Origin of the sequence: Synechococcus sp. EJ6-Ellesmere, from assembly GCF_024345875.1 — a bacterium.
Classification (GTDB): Bacteria; Cyanobacteriota; Cyanobacteriia; order PCC-6307; family Cyanobiaceae; genus Regnicoccus_A; species Regnicoccus_A antarcticus.
The window spans coordinates 1-13,991 of record NZ_JAGQBY010000085.1 but is presented as its reverse complement, the minus strand read 5'-3'; the positions used below and the strand labels follow the sequence as shown (position 1 = coordinate 13,991).

Annotated in this window: 14 protein-coding genes and 1 tRNA gene; 11 read left to right on the top strand and 4 right to left on the bottom strand. The window is 67.9% G+C overall.

Annotated features, from left to right (window positions below):
- Nucleotides 1-363: 363 nt before the first annotated feature.
- Together KBY78_RS10410 and hisG are read right to left on the bottom strand one after the other, a co-directional pair.
- The gene (locus KBY78_RS10410) at nucleotides 364-2,163 is read right to left on the bottom strand and encodes an ABC transporter ATP-binding protein (protein ID WP_255143536.1); all 1,800 of its coding nucleotides are present in this window, start codon (nucleotides 2,161-2,163) and stop codon (nucleotides 364-366) included.
- The gene (hisG, locus tag KBY78_RS10405) at nucleotides 2,163-2,834 is read right to left on the bottom strand and encodes an ATP phosphoribosyltransferase (protein ID WP_255143535.1); all 672 of its coding nucleotides are present in this window, start codon (nucleotides 2,832-2,834) and stop codon (nucleotides 2,163-2,165) included. The genes KBY78_RS10410 and hisG overlap by 1 nt, the downstream gene beginning before the upstream one ends.
- Before the next feature lie 29 nt (nucleotides 2,835-2,863).
- Between hisG and gloB the strand changes: the two genes are divergently transcribed.
- Nucleotides 2,864-3,625 (top strand): hydroxyacylglutathione hydrolase, encoded by a 762-nt coding sequence (gloB, locus tag KBY78_RS10400; RefSeq protein WP_255143534.1) that lies wholly within the window; start codon nucleotides 2,864-2,866, stop codon nucleotides 3,623-3,625.
- Here gloB and KBY78_RS10395 read toward each other — a convergent pair whose 3' ends face one another.
- Complete coding sequence (locus KBY78_RS10395) at nucleotides 3,626-4,789, bottom strand: ABC transporter ATP-binding protein (protein WP_255143533.1); 1,164 nt, start codon at nucleotides 4,787-4,789, stop codon at nucleotides 3,626-3,628.
- A gap of 71 nt (nucleotides 4,790-4,860) precedes the next feature.
- Here KBY78_RS10395 and KBY78_RS10390 point away from each other — a divergent pair, with 71 nt between their 5' ends.
- The 10 genes from KBY78_RS10390 (at nucleotide 4,861) to KBY78_RS10345 (ending at nucleotide 13,461) form a co-directional block, all read left to right on the top strand.
- Complete coding sequence (locus KBY78_RS10390) at nucleotides 4,861-5,262, top strand: Rid family detoxifying hydrolase (RefSeq protein WP_006171009.1); 402 nt, start codon at nucleotides 4,861-4,863, stop codon at nucleotides 5,260-5,262.
- 141 nt (nucleotides 5,263-5,403) lie between these two features.
- The gene (locus KBY78_RS10385) at nucleotides 5,404-5,676 is read left to right on the top strand and encodes a hypothetical protein (protein WP_050751454.1); all 273 of its coding nucleotides are present in this window, start codon (nucleotides 5,404-5,406) and stop codon (nucleotides 5,674-5,676) included.
- 124 nt (nucleotides 5,677-5,800) lie between these two features.
- Nucleotides 5,801-6,298, top strand: coding sequence for an exonuclease subunit SbcD (locus tag KBY78_RS10380; RefSeq protein ID WP_255143532.1), 498 nt, complete (start codon nucleotides 5,801-5,803; stop codon nucleotides 6,296-6,298).
- Nucleotides 6,265-6,996, top strand: coding sequence for an exonuclease SbcCD subunit D (locus tag KBY78_RS10375; protein ID WP_255143531.1), 732 nt, complete (start codon nucleotides 6,265-6,267; stop codon nucleotides 6,994-6,996). The genes KBY78_RS10380 and KBY78_RS10375 overlap by 34 nt, the downstream gene beginning before the upstream one ends.
- On the top strand, nucleotides 6,993-10,001 hold the full coding sequence (locus KBY78_RS10370) for an AAA family ATPase (RefSeq protein WP_255143530.1): 3,009 nt from the start codon (nucleotides 6,993-6,995) through the stop codon (nucleotides 9,999-10,001). The genes KBY78_RS10375 and KBY78_RS10370 overlap by 4 nt, the downstream gene beginning before the upstream one ends.
- Nucleotides 10,002-10,068: 67 nt before the next feature.
- A tRNA-Pro gene (locus KBY78_RS10365) sits at nucleotides 10,069-10,142 on the top strand.
- An 878-nt stretch (nucleotides 10,143-11,020) separates the two neighbouring features.
- Nucleotides 11,021-11,554: a DUF2493 domain-containing protein gene (locus tag KBY78_RS10360; RefSeq protein ID WP_255143529.1), complete on the top strand. Its 534-nt coding sequence runs from the start codon at nucleotides 11,021-11,023 to the stop codon at nucleotides 11,552-11,554.
- Between the two features lie 82 nt (nucleotides 11,555-11,636).
- Entirely contained in the window at nucleotides 11,637-12,281 is a 645-nt protein-coding gene (locus tag KBY78_RS10355) for a siphovirus Gp157 family protein (protein ID WP_255143528.1), read from the top strand.
- A gap of 115 nt (nucleotides 12,282-12,396) precedes the next feature.
- A complete protein-coding gene (locus KBY78_RS10350) occupies nucleotides 12,397-12,615 on the top strand; it encodes a hypothetical protein (RefSeq protein ID WP_255143527.1) in 219 nt (72 codons plus the stop codon).
- A gap of 51 nt (nucleotides 12,616-12,666) precedes the next feature.
- Nucleotides 12,667-13,461 (top strand): RAD52 family DNA repair protein, encoded by a 795-nt coding sequence (locus tag KBY78_RS10345; RefSeq protein WP_255143526.1) that lies wholly within the window; start codon nucleotides 12,667-12,669, stop codon nucleotides 13,459-13,461.
- A 168-nt stretch (nucleotides 13,462-13,629) separates the two neighbouring features.
- Here the strand turns inward: KBY78_RS10345 and KBY78_RS10340 are convergent, their stop codons facing one another.
- A complete protein-coding gene (locus KBY78_RS10340; protein WP_399215702.1) occupies nucleotides 13,630-13,890 on the bottom strand; it encodes a DUF6880 family protein in 261 nt (86 codons plus the stop codon).
- Between the last annotated feature and the right edge of the window lie 101 nt (nucleotides 13,891-13,991).

The window sequence follows — 13,991 nt, the reverse complement described above, 5'->3', positions numbered from 1 at the left end:
GTTCCATTCCATCGCTGACGCGATAGGTGTCGTCAGCCACAACGTGGAGCTGCTGGTGCGGCTGATGCGCTGCCATGGTCAGGGAGGCCCACAGCCGGCCTCAGCTTGAGACTTTTAATAGGCCCTGGTGCAGGCAGGGTTCCGTTCCAGGCACGGACACCAATGGCAGCTGGATCACAGTCGCCGCTTACTTGGCACGGTTTTGTCAATGGCATTGCATTGAAGGTGTGACCAGGCTTTTCAGAGGAGATCACCTGTTGCCCTGGAGTTCCCTCCCGATCGACGCTGCTAATCAGTCCGATCACGGAGCGATCAGCTCAGTGATGGAAAGCACGGCTTCTGAGACAGTTTTTCCGCAAACTCCTAAAGACGGGCCAGACCCCGCTCCTGCAGTTCCGCCAGCTCGGCGTAGAGGCCACCGGCCGCCCGCAGCTCCCGGTGGGTGCCCTGCTCGATCAGCCGGCCCCGGCGCAGCACCAGGATGCGATCGGCCGCTTCCACTGTGGCCAGGCGGTGGGCAATGACGATGGCGGTGCGGCCACTGAGCAGCCGCTCCAGATCGCGTTGAAGTGTGGCCTCTGTTGAGGGGTCCATGAAGGCCGTGGCCTCATCCATCACCAGCACCGAGGGATCCCGCATCGCCACACGAGCCACCGACAGCAGCTGGCGCTCGCCCGAGGAGAGATTTCCGCCACGCTCACGCAGTTCTGTGGCTAGCCCGTCGGGCAGGCGACGCAGCAGAGGATCGAGACCCAGCTCGGAGCAGATCCGCTCCAGATCGTCCTGGGTGATGGGAGCATCCAGGCGCAGGTTGTCGGCCACGTTGCCGCTGAACAGGAACGTGTCCTGAAGGACCACTCCCAGGCGCTGGCGCAGGGTGGCGCTGGGCAGCTCGCAGATGTCGATGCCATCGAGCAGGATCCTGCCGCTCTGGGGTTCGTAGAGCCTGCAGAGCAGGCGGATGATCGTGGTCTTGCCGGAGCCGGTGGGACCCACCAGGGCCACTTGCTCCCCCGGGGCGATGCGGAAGCTCAGCTCGCTGAGGATCGGATCACCGGGACGGTAGGCAAAGCTCACCCGCTCGAAGATCACTTCGCCGGCACTGGCGCGTAGCAGTCCCGAGCGTTGGGCCGCGCTGCTGCGCAGGGTGTCGTCGAGGTCAGAGATCTCGATCGGCTGCTCCATCAGCTCCCCGATGCGCTCCACCGCCGTGAGCCCGCCCTGGATCTGGGTGAAGCGCTCCGCCAACTGGCGCAGGGGATCGAACAGACGCTGGGAAAAGAGGATGAAGGTGGTGAGAGTGCCGAGGCCGATGCTGCCGGCGATCACCATCCAGCCCCCCAGGGCCAGCACCACGGCCACGGCGGTGAGGGCCACCCATTCGATAAACGCCGACACGGCGCTTTCATAGAAGATCGTGCCGGTGACCGCTCGGCGGTAGGCGTTGGTGGTGACGGCGAAGCGGGAACTATTGGTGGCCTCTCGCCGGAACATCTGCACCACCTCCAGCCCCTGGAGGTTCTCCTGCAGATCGGCGTTGAGCTGACTGAGCTCCTCACGCACTCGGTAGTTGGCCTTGCGGTAGCGGCCCTGCAGCCAGAGGATCACCAGGGTGGCCGGCACCTGGCTGGCCAGTAGCAGGGCACCGAGACGCGGCTCAATGCTGATCATCGTCACGCCGATCACCAGAAGGGTGACCAGATCGGCCAGCACCCCCACGGCGCCGCTGCCGAACACTTCGGCCAGGGCATCCACATCGCTGGTGAGGCGGGTGAGCAGCTTGCCCACCGGGGTGCGGTCGTGGAAGCGCAGGGATAGGGCGAGGGCGTGGCGAAAGAGGTCGTCGCGGATGCGGGCCGTGAGCCGCTGCCCCACCGCCTGAACGCTGTAGGACTGAGCGCCCTGCAGGGCCAGCCGCAGCAGCACCGCGCCGAAGAGGATCAGCACCAGCGTGCGCATCGCCTGCGACACGCTCTGCCCCGCCAGCCAGGCGGCAGTGGGCTCGCCGCGCAGCACAGCGATCGCCTGGCCGATCAACAGCGGCTGGATCGCGGCGGCCAGGGCCACGGGGATCAGCAGCAGCACCACCAGGATCAGGCGGCGGCGGTCATGGCGGAGGTAAGGCAGCAGCCGACTGAGCCGCTGGCGGTCGAGGGCAGCCATCAGCGCTGGGAGGAGGCAGTGGCAGACGGGGCGGCTGCGGCGATGGAGGTGGCGACCCTGTCGGTGATTCCTTGAAGCTCGCCGAGATCGAAACGTAGGGCCAGGGGATTACCGATCAGGCGGGCCGTGCTGTGGAACAACTCATCAAGGGCCACCAGGCCGTTTTCGCGCAGGGTGCGGCCGGTGGCCACCAGGTCAACGATCGCCTCCGACATGCCGGTGATCGGACCGAGCTCCACCGAGCCGGTGAGATGGATCAGTTCCACAGGCAGATCGAGCCCAGCGAAGAAGGTTTCTGCGCAGCGAACGAACTTGCTGGCCACCCGGCAATGGGCCGGCAGCTCCGCCGCCCGGGTGTAGCCACTGTTTTCTTTCACGGCCACAGCCATGCGGCAGCCGCCGAAGCCCAGATCCAGAAGCGGCGCCACCGGCAACTGGTGCTCGCGCAGCACGTCGTCGCCCACCACCCCCAGCTGGGCCTGGCCATAGGCCACATAGACGGGCACATCGCCATTGCGCACCAGCAGGGCCCGGGCCCTGCCGCAGGGACTGGGCACCATCAGCTGGCGATTGTCGGCATCGAGCAGGGCGCTGAAATCAAGCCCGGCGGCGGCAAAGCAGCGCACCGAATCCTTCAGCAGGGCCCCTTTGGCCAGAGCGACGGTGATCATGGACTTGCACCGCAACCTGGACTTTACCGATGGGCGAGAGCCACAGCGAAGTGGAGCTGATCCCGGTGCTGCGCGACAACTATGTGATGGTGCTCCACGACGGGGCGCAGGCGGTGGTGGTGGATCCGGCCGTTGCCGAACCAGTGGTCCAGTGGCTGGAGCAGCGGAGGCTGGAGCTGGTGGCGGTGCTGCAGACCCACCACCATTCCGACCACATCGGCGGAACCCCGGGGCTGCTGCGGCGCTGGCCGGCCGCAGCGGTGCTGGCCTCAGGCGCCGACCGGGCCCGCATCCCCTTCCAGACCGTGGCCCTGCGGGACGGCGACCGGCTGGAGCTGCTGGGGCGTTGCGTGAACGTGCTGGCGGTGCCCGGGCACACCCGCTGGCACCTGGCCTTCTATCTGCCGCCGCTGCCCGGCGGCAAGGGAGAGCTGTTCTGCGGCGACACCCTGTTTGCCGGAGGCTGCGGTCGCCTGTTCGAAGGCAGTCCCACGGAGATGCACCAGTCGCTGCAGCGGCTGGGGGCCCTGCCCGGAGACACCCGCGTCTGGTGCGCCCACGAGTACACCCTCTCCAACCTGCGCTGGGCGGCGGCCAACTGCCAGGCACCGGGGGAGGAGCGGCAGGCGATTCAGGAGCGGCTGGCGGCGGTGGAAGAGCTGCGGCGAGTGAATCAGCCCACCATCCCCAGCACCATCGCTCTGGAGTGGGCCACGAACCTGATGCTCAGGGCCAGCGATGCAGAAGCGTTCGCCAGCCGTCGCCGCAGCAAGGACCACTGGCAAGGCTGATCAGGCCGCTCCGGTGCGGTGGGCCTCCGACGGCCTCAGGCTCTGGCCTGTGGGGAAGAGCCGCGCGGGCTCGCCGGGCCGCAACCAAGGTCGGCAGCGCAGACCGAGGGGATAGTCGCGTTCCAGGGGCAGGCGAAAGCGGAGGTCAACCGGGGCAGCGGAGCCCTGGGCATCGAGACGCACCTGGTAGAGCCACTCACGGCCGAGGAACTCCCGCGCCACCACCTCGGCGGGGCCGCCCTGGTCGACGCTCAGATCAAAAGCCGACGGACTCAGCAGCACCTGCCAGGGGCCCGCTCCATCACCGCTGGGGACAGATCCACCCGGCTCAAGGTGAAGGGCACCGAGGGGCGTGAGCAGCTGGTCGCCGCTCCAGTGGGCCTCGACGAGGTTTCCCTGCAGCACGAAGCGGCCCACGAAGGCGGAGGCGGGGGCCCTCACCATTTCGCGCGGACTGCTGCACTGGTGCAGGTGTCCACCTTGCAGCACCGCCACCCGGTCGCAGATGGCCAGGGCCTCCTCCGGGTCGTGGGTGACGATCAGGCCACTGGCCTGGCAGCGGCTGAGCACCCCAGGCAGCTCGGCCCGCAGCCTCAGCCGCACCTCCACATCCAGGTTGGAGAACGGCTCATCGAGCAGGAGCAGCGTTGGCCCCGGGGCGAGGGCCCGCGCCAGCGCCAGACGCTGGCGCTGGCCACCCGAGAGTTCATGGGGGTAGCGGCGCTCCAGCCCATTGAGCCCCAGCAGCTCCAGCAGCCAGGCGGCCCGGCTGCGGTCCTGGCGGGGCTTGAGGCCGAAACAGACGTTGCTCCAGGCATCGAGATGGGGAAAGAGGGCGTAGTCCTGGAAGACCATGCCCACCCCACGACGCTCCGGCGCCAGCCAGCCGTGGGGGCCGGCCACTTCCTGGCCATGGATCAGCACCCGTCCGCGGGCCGGACGCTCGAAACCTGCGATCAGGCGCAGCAAGGTGGTCTTGCCGCAGCCGGAGGGTCCCAGCAGCCCCACCAGTTCCCCCTGATGCAGTTCCAGGTTCACCCCCTGCAGGGTCCAGTTCTGTGATTCGTCGCCGTCGCTGGACCCGCGGGCACTGGGGTAGCGGTGCCAGACGTTCTCCAGCCGGACCGGATCGGGCCGCTCATCCGGCCGAGGCGCGGCGGTCACAGGCAGCGGGGCTGGGGTAGGTGGGGCGATGGAGCCTGGTTCGTACACTCGATTCTCCATTTTCACCTGCCATGGGCATGGGCACTCCCGCCGAGGCGATCACCACGGCCGCTGCACCGGCACCGGTGGGTCCCTACAACCAGGCGGTCAAGGCGGGGGGTCTGCTCTTCTGCTCCGGCCAGATCGCCCTGGATCCAGCCACTGGCGCCCTGGTGGGTGCCGGGGATGTGGAGGCCGAAACCAGGCAGGTGCTCGCGAACCTGCAGGCGGTGCTGGCGGCGGCGGGCTGCACCGCCCAGCACGTGGTGCGCACCACGGTCTTCCTCACTGACCTGGCCGACTTCGCCCGGGTCAATGCCCTCTACGCGGAGGTGTTCTCGGCAGGGGTCTCGCCGGCCAGGGCCTGCGTTCAGGTGGCGGCGCTGCCGAAGGGGGCCCTCGTCGAGATCGACTGCATCGCTCTTCTTGGCTGAGGGCTGGTGGCCAGCGGCCCAGCCGTCCCCCTTGCCTCCTGGAGAACAGCACGCACGCTTTGAGATGCGTGACTTGTGATGAAGGTGACAGTCAACAGCTGTCACAGCCGTCACCATGAGGAGGTTGTCGATGTGCGGGCCATGGCGTTCTCTTCCTTCCGTACCGTCTCTGCTGGCAAGCAGGCCAATGGGGTGCGGCTATACCGCCTGGTCGACCAGCGTTGCTGCCCCCATCCCGTTCTCGACGACCACTTCGATTCGATGGATGCCGCCTGGGACGCCGCCCAGGAGTGGTGGCAACAGCACAGCAACGGCCGCGAAGACCCGATCGGTATCGGCGTGGAAGTGAGCACTCCCGGTGGTGACTGGCGCACCCTGCGCTACCCCGGCAACCACTGCGGCATGACGCCCTGAGTCCCCTCAGATCGAGCTGAGCAGGACAGGCAGCTCAGGGGTCGCCTCGAGCCAATGGCGTCGGCCGGGAGCCGCTAGCCACCTAGCCTCAGGCCAGGAAGGCCCTGAGAGCGAGCTGCCGCCGATGCGCCTGCTTCACACCTCCGACTGGCACCTGGGCCGCAGTTTCCACGGGGCCTCTCTGCTCCAGGAGCAGGCGGAGGTGCTAGCTCGGATCGTGGCGCTGGCCAGGGACGGGGCTGTCGATGCTGTCCTGATCGCCGGTGACCTTTACGACCGGGCGATCCCGCCGGCAGAGGCGGTGCTGTTGTTCAACGACACCCTGGCCCAGCTGCGCCAGAGCGGTGCCGCGGTGGTGGCGATCGCGGGTAACCACGATTCCCATGTGCGGGTGTCGGTGTACGACCCGCTGCTGGCCTCCTTCGGGGTGACGATCCGGGGCGACGTGCGCCGGGCCCATGAGCCGGTGCTGGTGAGCCCGCGGCTGGGGGGTGCGCCGGTGGCGATCTACCCCCTGCCCTACCTTGAGCCGGCCGTGGATGGCCCTGGCCTGGCCTGGCCTGGGCCCTGGAGCAGGAAGCGGCCGTGGTGCCGCCGACCCGCCTGCGACACGACGAGGTGACCCGACTGGCATTGGAGCGGATCCGGCGGGATCTTCAGCAGCGGCCGCATCACCGCTCGGTGCTGGTGGCCCACACCTTCGTCGCAGGCGGGGAGAGCTCCGAGTCGGAGCGGGAGCTCACCGTCGGCAATGTCGATCGGGTGAGCGTTGAGGCCTTTACCGGCTTCGACTATGTGGCCCTGGGCCATCTGCACGGCTCCCAGCAGCTGGATGGCCCCCGGCTGGCCTACTCCGGCACCCCCCTGCCCTACTCCTTCTCCGAGCAGCACCACACCAAATCAGTGCGGATCGTGGAGCTCAACGCCGCAGGTCAGCCAACAGTGGAGATCGTGCCGCTGCAGGTGGGGCGTTCGCTGGCCACGATCGAGGGCTGCATCGAGCAGCTGTGCCGTGATCCGCAGTTCGAGGCCGCCGTTGAAGCGCGGGTGCGGGTGATCCTCACCGACGAGGTGCTGCCTCTGCAGGCCATGGCCCGCCTGCGAGAGCGCTTTCCCCATGTGGCCGAGCTGCGCCATCGCCCGCCGGAGCTGCTGCGCTCCACGGCCAGCGAGCGCCACCAGCAGGTGCAACAGGCCGCCTCGCCTTTCGAGCTCACCTCGGCCTTCTTCGCGGACCAGCAGGGGCGCAGCGCCAACTCGGCCGAGGCCGAGCTGCTGCAGCAGGCGCTTGAGGCGGCCGCCAGGGGAGGGGAGCGGTGAAGCCCCACCTGCTCAGAATCGAGGCCTTTGGGCCGTATGCCGAGCCGGTTGAGATCGGCTTCGACGTCCTCAGCCAGGAGGGACTGTTCCTGATCCACGGCAGCACCGGTGCCGGCAAGACCTTCCTGCTCGATGCCCTCTGTTTCGCGCTTTATGGCGAGGTGTCGGGAGATCGCAGCGTGAAGGCGTTGAAATCCGATCACGCCGAACCTGCGGCGGTGCCGCGGGTGAGCCTGGAGTTCTCCAGTGGCGGGGCCCGCTACCGGGTGGAGCGATCCCCCGCCTACACCGCCCCCAAGACCCGGGGTGAGGGAACCACCGAGAAGGCGCCGCAGGCGGTCCTGTTCCGACTGGTCGGCGCTGGGTGGGAGCCGATCGCGAGCCGGACCACGGAGGTCAGCCGCGAGGTTCAGGGGCTGGTGGGCCTCGATGCCGCCCAGTTCCGGCAGGTGATCCTGCTGCCCCAGGGCAAGTTCGCCGAGGTGCTGCGGGCCAGGGCCGAGGAGCGGGAGGCACTGCTGAAAACCCTTTTCGACACGGTGATCTACGAGCAGGCGGGCAGCTGGCTGGAGGAGCGCGCCAAGTCCTCCCGCATCGAGGTGGCCGAGCAGAACCGGTCCCTGGAGGTGCTGCGCCAGCAGGCCGCCCATGAGTGGACCCCCTACGCCCCGGAGCCCGTGGTGGCGCCCAACGATCAGGAGGGCCTCGAGCGGCTGGTGGAGCAGATCGCTGCGGTGGTGGCGGGCACCCAGAGCAGCCTGAAGCAGGCCGTCGCAACCCTTGAATCCGCTCAGACAGCCAAGGCAGCAGTCGAGAAACTGGCCGACCGCTGGGATCGGCGCAGGGCAGCTCTCACAAGGCTCACGGAACTGGAGGCGAAACAGGAGGCGGTGGCCGACTTCCGCCAGCGGCTGAGCAGGGCGGAGCGGGCCGAGGCCCTGCGCCCCAGCGTGGACGCCGAGCAGGCGGCCCGTGTCGCCCTGAGCACCCTTGAGGCCGGGATCAAGGCCGAGCTGCAGAGCGCAATCCGGGCCCGGGACACCGCCGATGCCCTGCCGGTTTCGCTGGTCCTCCTCGATCTGACGGCGCTGCCCAGCCCCGAGGAGCTGGGCAGCGCACGCAACGATCTGGCGGCCCGTCGAGCGGAGCTCACCGCCCTGGCCAGCCAAGCCCTGGAGGCGGGCCAGGCACAGGCCAGGGCGGCCGCCGCGGCTGCACGGGCCAGGGCAGCGGACCTACGGTTGAGCAGCAGCAGCGCCGCCAGGGAGAGCCGGCAGCAGGCGCGGCAGGCAGCAGGCGCGGCCTTCACCAAAGCCTGCTCGGCCCGTGACCAGCTCGACGGGTTGCAACGGGCGGCGCAGGACGCCCACGATTGCGCCCGGGCCGTTGCGGCCATCACCCCTGCCCTGCACCAGGAAAAGATCGCCATCGCGACGAAGGCCAAGGCCGATGGACGGCTCAACCAGGCGCAGGCGGCCCTGAACGATCAGCGGCGGCGTCAGATCGCCGGAATGGCAGCCCGGCTTGCCGGGGGCCTGGTGCCAGAAGCCCCCTGCCCGGTCTGCGGTTCGGGGCACCATCCAGCACCCGCCCAGCCCTCGCAGGATGCCATCAGCGAGGAGGCGATCACAGCGGCGGAGAGCGAGCTGAGCGCGGCCACCACGGCGGCTCAGCAGGCTGCGGTGGCTGTGGAGAAAGCGCAGGGAGAGCGGAAGGCAGTGCTGGAGAGAGCCGGCACTGCCGCCAGTGATCCTGTGGCGGCGGACACAGCTGCCCGGCAGGCCAGCCAAGCCCTGACCGCGGCGCAGGCCCTGGCTGAGACGGTGGCCAGCCTGGAGCAGGAGATCAGCAATCACGAGCGGGAGCTCGAGGCTCTCCAGGCCAGCATTCAGTCGGCCAGCACGGAGCTGGCGATGCAGGCCAGGGCGGCCACGGACGAAACCAACCGGGCGCAGGCGCTCTCCACCGCCATCACCAGGGAACTTGGGGAGGGTGTCGATCCCAAGCAGGCGCTGAAGACCATCGAACCCCTGGAGGCGGCGCTGAAAGCTCTGGCGGCACGCTGCCACGCCAGCGCCAGTGCCTCGACCCGGTTGGAGCAGGCCTCAAGCCGCCTGGCGAGGGACCTGGCCGGATCGGAGTTTGCCGATGGCCAGGCCGTAGTAGCCGCCCTCAAGCCGGAGACCATGCGCCAGCTCTGGGCGCAACGGATCAAGGCCTTCGAGACGGAGGTGATTGAGCTGAGGGGACTCCTGGCTTCGGCGGACCTGGCCGACCTGCCCCAGGAGCGACCCGACACCGCGGCTGCCCTTGAGGCGGTGCTCGCCGCCGATGCCGCCCGAACGGCAGCCGTCGAGCGCCACAGCGAAGCCCGCGGAGCACAGACGGAGATCCAGCGACTCACCTCTGAGCACAGCAGCGGGGCCGGCGAGCTGGCGTCCCGGCGGGAGCAGGCGCAGTTGTTCAGTGCCGTGGCCGATCGCTGCTCGGGCAGGACCGCTCCCTTCATTTCCCTCCAGCGCTGGGTGCTCTCGGCCTACCTGGGCGACATCTGCCGCTACGCCAACCAGCGGCTGGAGCTGATGACCTCTGGCCGCTACCAACTGCGGCTCACCGATGAGGGGGGCCGCGGCGGCCGACAGGCGGGACTGGGACTGCGGGTGCTTGATGCCTACACCGGCGAGGAGCGGGAGGTGAGCAGCCTCTCGGGCGGTGAAACCTTCCAGGCCTCCCTGGCTCTGGCCCTTGGCGTGGCCGACACGGTCGAGGCCCATTCAGGCGGTGTGCATCTCGAGGCCCTTTTCGTCGACGAGGGCTTCGGTACCCTCGATCCCGACAACCTCCAACTGGCGATGGACGAACTCGACCGGCTGCGGGCGGGCGGCCGCATGGTCGGCATCATCAGCCACGTGGGGGCGCTCAAGGAGCGCATCCGCTACGGCATCGAGGTGCTCTCCAACGATCAGGGCTCGAGAGTGCAGCTGGGGACGCCCACCCTGACCTGACCCAGGCCAACCGAGCTTCGCAGAAGTCTCGCGATCACAGGGAGATCGACAGGTAGATTCTCCCCAGCGGGGCGTGGCGCAGCTTGGTAGCGCGGGTGCTTTGGGAGCACTAGGTCGCAGGTTCGAATCCTGTCGCCCCGATTGACTTTTCAGGGATTGAGCAAGGGAGATGGGAGAGATTTGGGGAGAGATTCCCAGTCCCTCCGCTCCAGAGCCTGGCCTGCTTGATGGGCCATTGCTGGAGTCAGACGTCTTGTTCGGCGTTGCGTTTTCAGTTCAGTACTGGTGTCCCGGCTCCTGAGCCAAGGAGATTCCGTAAAAGGAGCAGTCGCCCATCGCGACGGATCTGGGCTTGGGCGACAAATTTCCATTGATCGAGGCCGGATCTGCGGGCAGCCAAAAGCAGGCATGGAAGGAGCCCAATACCCGGGAGATCTCTCCCCAGCGGGAGAGATCTGATGAGGCTGCAAAGGCTGGTTGGCAGCCACGGCAAGGCTGGTCGAGGTTGTTGCCGAGCTGCTCAGCACTTCGCTGACAGTTTGCTCCGGTCGGCAGCGGCCGTCCTGAACTTGCCACGGCTGCGCCGTGGCTGACGTCAGACAGCCGCCGCCGCCCTCAGCGGGGCTGTGTTGGGGAGAAGGGCCCGGCGCTGCTCCCGCGGCTGCGGTGCCGCCGCTGCTCCAGGCCAGAGGGGATGGATGGGTAGCGCCGAGAAGCCAGGGAGGGCCTCGCGCGGCTGCGCGGCTTGGGGAAAGAAAGAGATCAGCGCTGGCCCAGTCGTGGCTCTTGCCTCTCATCAATGGGCAGGAGCTAGGAAAGGATCATTTCCTCCCAGATCCATTGCAGCACAGCCGCTTTACATACTCCATAGTGCACTTGTACTGGTAGAATAAAGGCTGCGCCAAAGGCCCCAAGCCCATCGCCGGCGGCAAGTTCATCCCCTGGTCTCGCCATCACCGCTGCGTATGCCTGAGCGGTTGTGATGCCCCGATCAGTTGTCACCTTTGGCAACTGAATCCATGGCTTTTTCTTATCTCCAGAAGTCCACCCTTTCTCTGGCGATGGTCCCGGCACCAGCCAGCCCGGAGGGGGCCTGCTGCTCGCGGGTGATCGTCGCCGGTGGCGGCCGTGATCTGGTCTGGCCCCATCAGCTGATTGCCGCTGAGCTGCTCTGCCGCAGCGACGGCAGGCCCGTCCATCTGCTTCTCCATGGCGGTGCCCGGGGCGCCGATCAGGCGATCGCCCGCGCTGACCAGCAGCTGGGCTGGTCAGCTGTTTCCCTGCCGGCCGAGTGGGGCCGCCATGGCCGTGCCGCTGGGCCGATCCGCAATCGGCAGCTGCTCGAGCAGGCGATCGCCTGTGCCCTGGCCCAGGGCACACCTGGGTTCCCCGTCTCAGTGCTGGTGGTGGCCTTCCCCGGCGGTGCCGGTACCGCCTCGCTGGTGCAGGAAGCCCGCCGGCTGGCCTCCCGCTCGCCGGTGCCGATCGCCGTAGCCGAGGTCAGCCCATCAGCCGGGCTCTGGAGCGTGCCGGTTGGCGTCGGCCGCTCCTGATTCCACAGCCCAAGCCGTTCGCGCCCCTGGCACTTCATTCCGTCATTTCGTCCATTCCCATCCCCATCGCCTTCTCACCGTCATGGCCGTTCTCACTCCCATCCCTGCCGCTTCCATCGAGGCCCCAGCTCCCGCTCCAGCTGCGGCAGCCCCCACTGCATCAGGTCTTGCCTGCTCGCTGCAGCGCTCCGGTTCGCTCTGGCAGCTGGGCATCGAGGCCCAGGAGCTCACCTCCGCCATCGGCCTGCTCGCCGATCAGCTGGAAACCGATGGCGACGACACCCGCGCCCAGGTCCTAGGTGAACTTGAAGCTGCTCTGCTCGCAGAAGAAGGCAACAAGGCCGCCCTCGCCGCCAAGGCCGATGCCACCTGCTGGGTGATCGAGCACCTGCGCGGTCAGGCCGCCTACCGGCAGCAGCAGGCCAAGCGGCTCACCGATCTGGCCCGTCGTGATGCCGGCCGGGCTGATGCCCTGGAGGAATCACTGGTCTTTGTCCTCACCCAGCTGCAGCCCAGCTCCACCCGCTTCTCGTTCCCGAATCACGAGCTCAGCAGCCGCAAGTCCTCGGCCGTCGTGATCGACGACGAGGAGGCCCTCGATCCCGCCTGGCTCACGGTCAAAACCACCAGCCAGCCGGATAAGGCCGCCATTAAAGAGGCCATCAAGGCCGGCCGGCAGATCCCCGGCGCCCAACTCCTCTCCCGCCGCACCTGGCGCATCCACTGACGGGGGGGCAGGGAGCAGAGCCCCCTTGCACGTGGGTCTGCTCCAGGAGTGGGCCCAGGGCATCCCATCAAAGCCATCAGAGCGACACACCAGCCATTACCCACCGCCAGAAGCTATGGATCTCACCCGCTACGCCAGCGCCACTGCCAGCGCCACAAGCACGCCCACCACACCGCGGCCCAGGGGACACATCTGGTCAACCCGGCTCGGCAGCTGGGTGGTGCCGATCCTCCGCAAGAACAGCCGCCGCCCATCGCCCCAGCACATCCACTGCAGCGAGCCGCCCTGCTGGCTGCTGATCGAGCCCCTCGACCCAGAAGGCACCGCTCGCTGATCTCCCCCTGCCCATCACCCCCTCACCGCCCACACCATCCTCATTCCCGCCATGACGTGCACCTTCTCCCCTGAACAGATCACTGCCCTCTCCGCCCCGCTGGATCGCGCCAAGGTGCGCCAGCGAGAGCAGGGCCGCAGCTCCGTCAGCTATCTGGAGGGCTGGCAGGTGATCGCCGAGGCCAACCGCATCTTTGGTTTTGACGGCTGGCAGCGCGAAACCGTCGCCCTTCGCTGCGTCAACCAGAGCGAACGCCTCATCGGTGCCAGAGGCACGAGCCGGGACCAGCGCCCTGGCTGGGGTGTCACCTACACCGCCCGGGTGCGCATCACCGTCGGCGAGGGCTCAGGGGTCCAAGTGATCCGGGAAGGCAGCGGCGCTGGCCACGGCATCGATACCGACCTGGGCCAGGCCCATGAATCCGCTCTCAAAGAGGCGGAAACCGATGCAATGAAGCGGGCGCTGATGACCTTTGGGAATCCCTTCGGGCTCGCCTTGTATGACAAACAGCAGCGGGAGGTGACCAGCTCAGCAGGGCCGAGCAGCGCTCCTCCGCCTGCCAGCGCCAGCAACGGCACGCGATCGATCCATCGCCGCCCCACGCCTGCTGCCCCAAGCGCCAGCAACGATCCCGGCCTGACGCCGCTCGACCCGGCCGTCATCCGCCAGGTCCTGGGCACCTTGCGCGGACTGCCCCGGCCGGTGCTGGAAGGGTTCACCAAGGCCTTCCGCAAGCGATTCCAGGTGCCGGAGGAAGCCACCTCGATCGCCGATCGGATCCTGCAGAAGCGGCATCACGACTGGATCGAGACCTACCTGGTGCAGCACCAGCAGGTGGCAGCATGACCACGAGCATTGCAAAGGAGCGGAAAGGCAAGAAATCTGCTCGTCCTGGAGTTTGAGTTCGACCTGCTCTTGCTTTCCGGCAAGGCCCTGGTGAAGGCGCTCCGATCTGGACGGTGTCCGTCGAACCCTTCGGCAGCGGCCTCCCGGCGCCACAGGAGAGCAGCTGAATCAGCTCAGGCCCAGCTCCTGCATCCGCTGCCAGAAAGAGCTCTTGCGGCCATGGCCCGTGCGGATGGCGGCCATGTAGGCCTGGTGGCTGGGGATATCGCCCCAGGCAGCGATGCGCTTGCTGAGCAGCCCACAGCTCTGTAGGTGGCGGGCCGCATGGCCGTAGCGGCTGGAGCGGGCTTCGGCGAGGCTGAAGTCGACCATCGAGCGCAGGGCCAGGGTGGCCGCCAGGGGGCAGGGCCTATTAAAAGTCTGGCCCAGTAGGCCTGGCTGATCCTGTCAGCATGGGATTCGGTCCACGGGAATGGTCCTTTTCCCATGCCCGTCTCTTCCGATCCAGGCCAGCTTGACGCTCCTGCCGA

What these genes read in the sequence shown, in the direction of transcription:
- KBY78_RS10410 (WP_255143536.1), bottom strand. Translation starts at nt 2,163, where the DNA reads ATGGCTGCCCTCGACCGCCAGCGGCTCAGTCGGCTGCTGCCTTACCTC.
- hisG (WP_255143535.1), bottom strand. Translation starts at nt 2,834, where the DNA reads ATGATCACCGTCGCTCTGGCCAAAGGGGCCCTGCTGAAGGATTCGGTG.
- gloB (WP_255143534.1), top strand. Translation starts at nt 2,864, where the DNA reads ATGGGCGAGAGCCACAGCGAAGTGGAGCTGATCCCGGTGCTGCGCGAC.
- KBY78_RS10390 (WP_006171009.1), top strand. Translation starts at nt 4,861, where the DNA reads ATGGGCATGGGCACTCCCGCCGAGGCGATCACCACGGCCGCTGCACCG.
- KBY78_RS10385 (WP_050751454.1), top strand. Translation starts at nt 5,404, where the DNA reads ATGGCGTTCTCTTCCTTCCGTACCGTCTCTGCTGGCAAGCAGGCCAAT.
- KBY78_RS10380 (WP_255143532.1), top strand. Translation starts at nt 5,801, where the DNA reads ATGCGCCTGCTTCACACCTCCGACTGGCACCTGGGCCGCAGTTTCCAC.
- KBY78_RS10360 (WP_255143529.1), top strand. Translation starts at nt 11,021, where the DNA reads ATGGCTTTTTCTTATCTCCAGAAGTCCACCCTTTCTCTGGCGATGGTC.
- KBY78_RS10355 (WP_255143528.1), top strand. Translation starts at nt 11,637, where the DNA reads ATGGCCGTTCTCACTCCCATCCCTGCCGCTTCCATCGAGGCCCCAGCT.
- KBY78_RS10350 (WP_255143527.1), top strand. Translation starts at nt 12,397, where the DNA reads ATGGATCTCACCCGCTACGCCAGCGCCACTGCCAGCGCCACAAGCACG.
- KBY78_RS10345 (WP_255143526.1), top strand. Translation starts at nt 12,667, where the DNA reads ATGACGTGCACCTTCTCCCCTGAACAGATCACTGCCCTCTCCGCCCCG.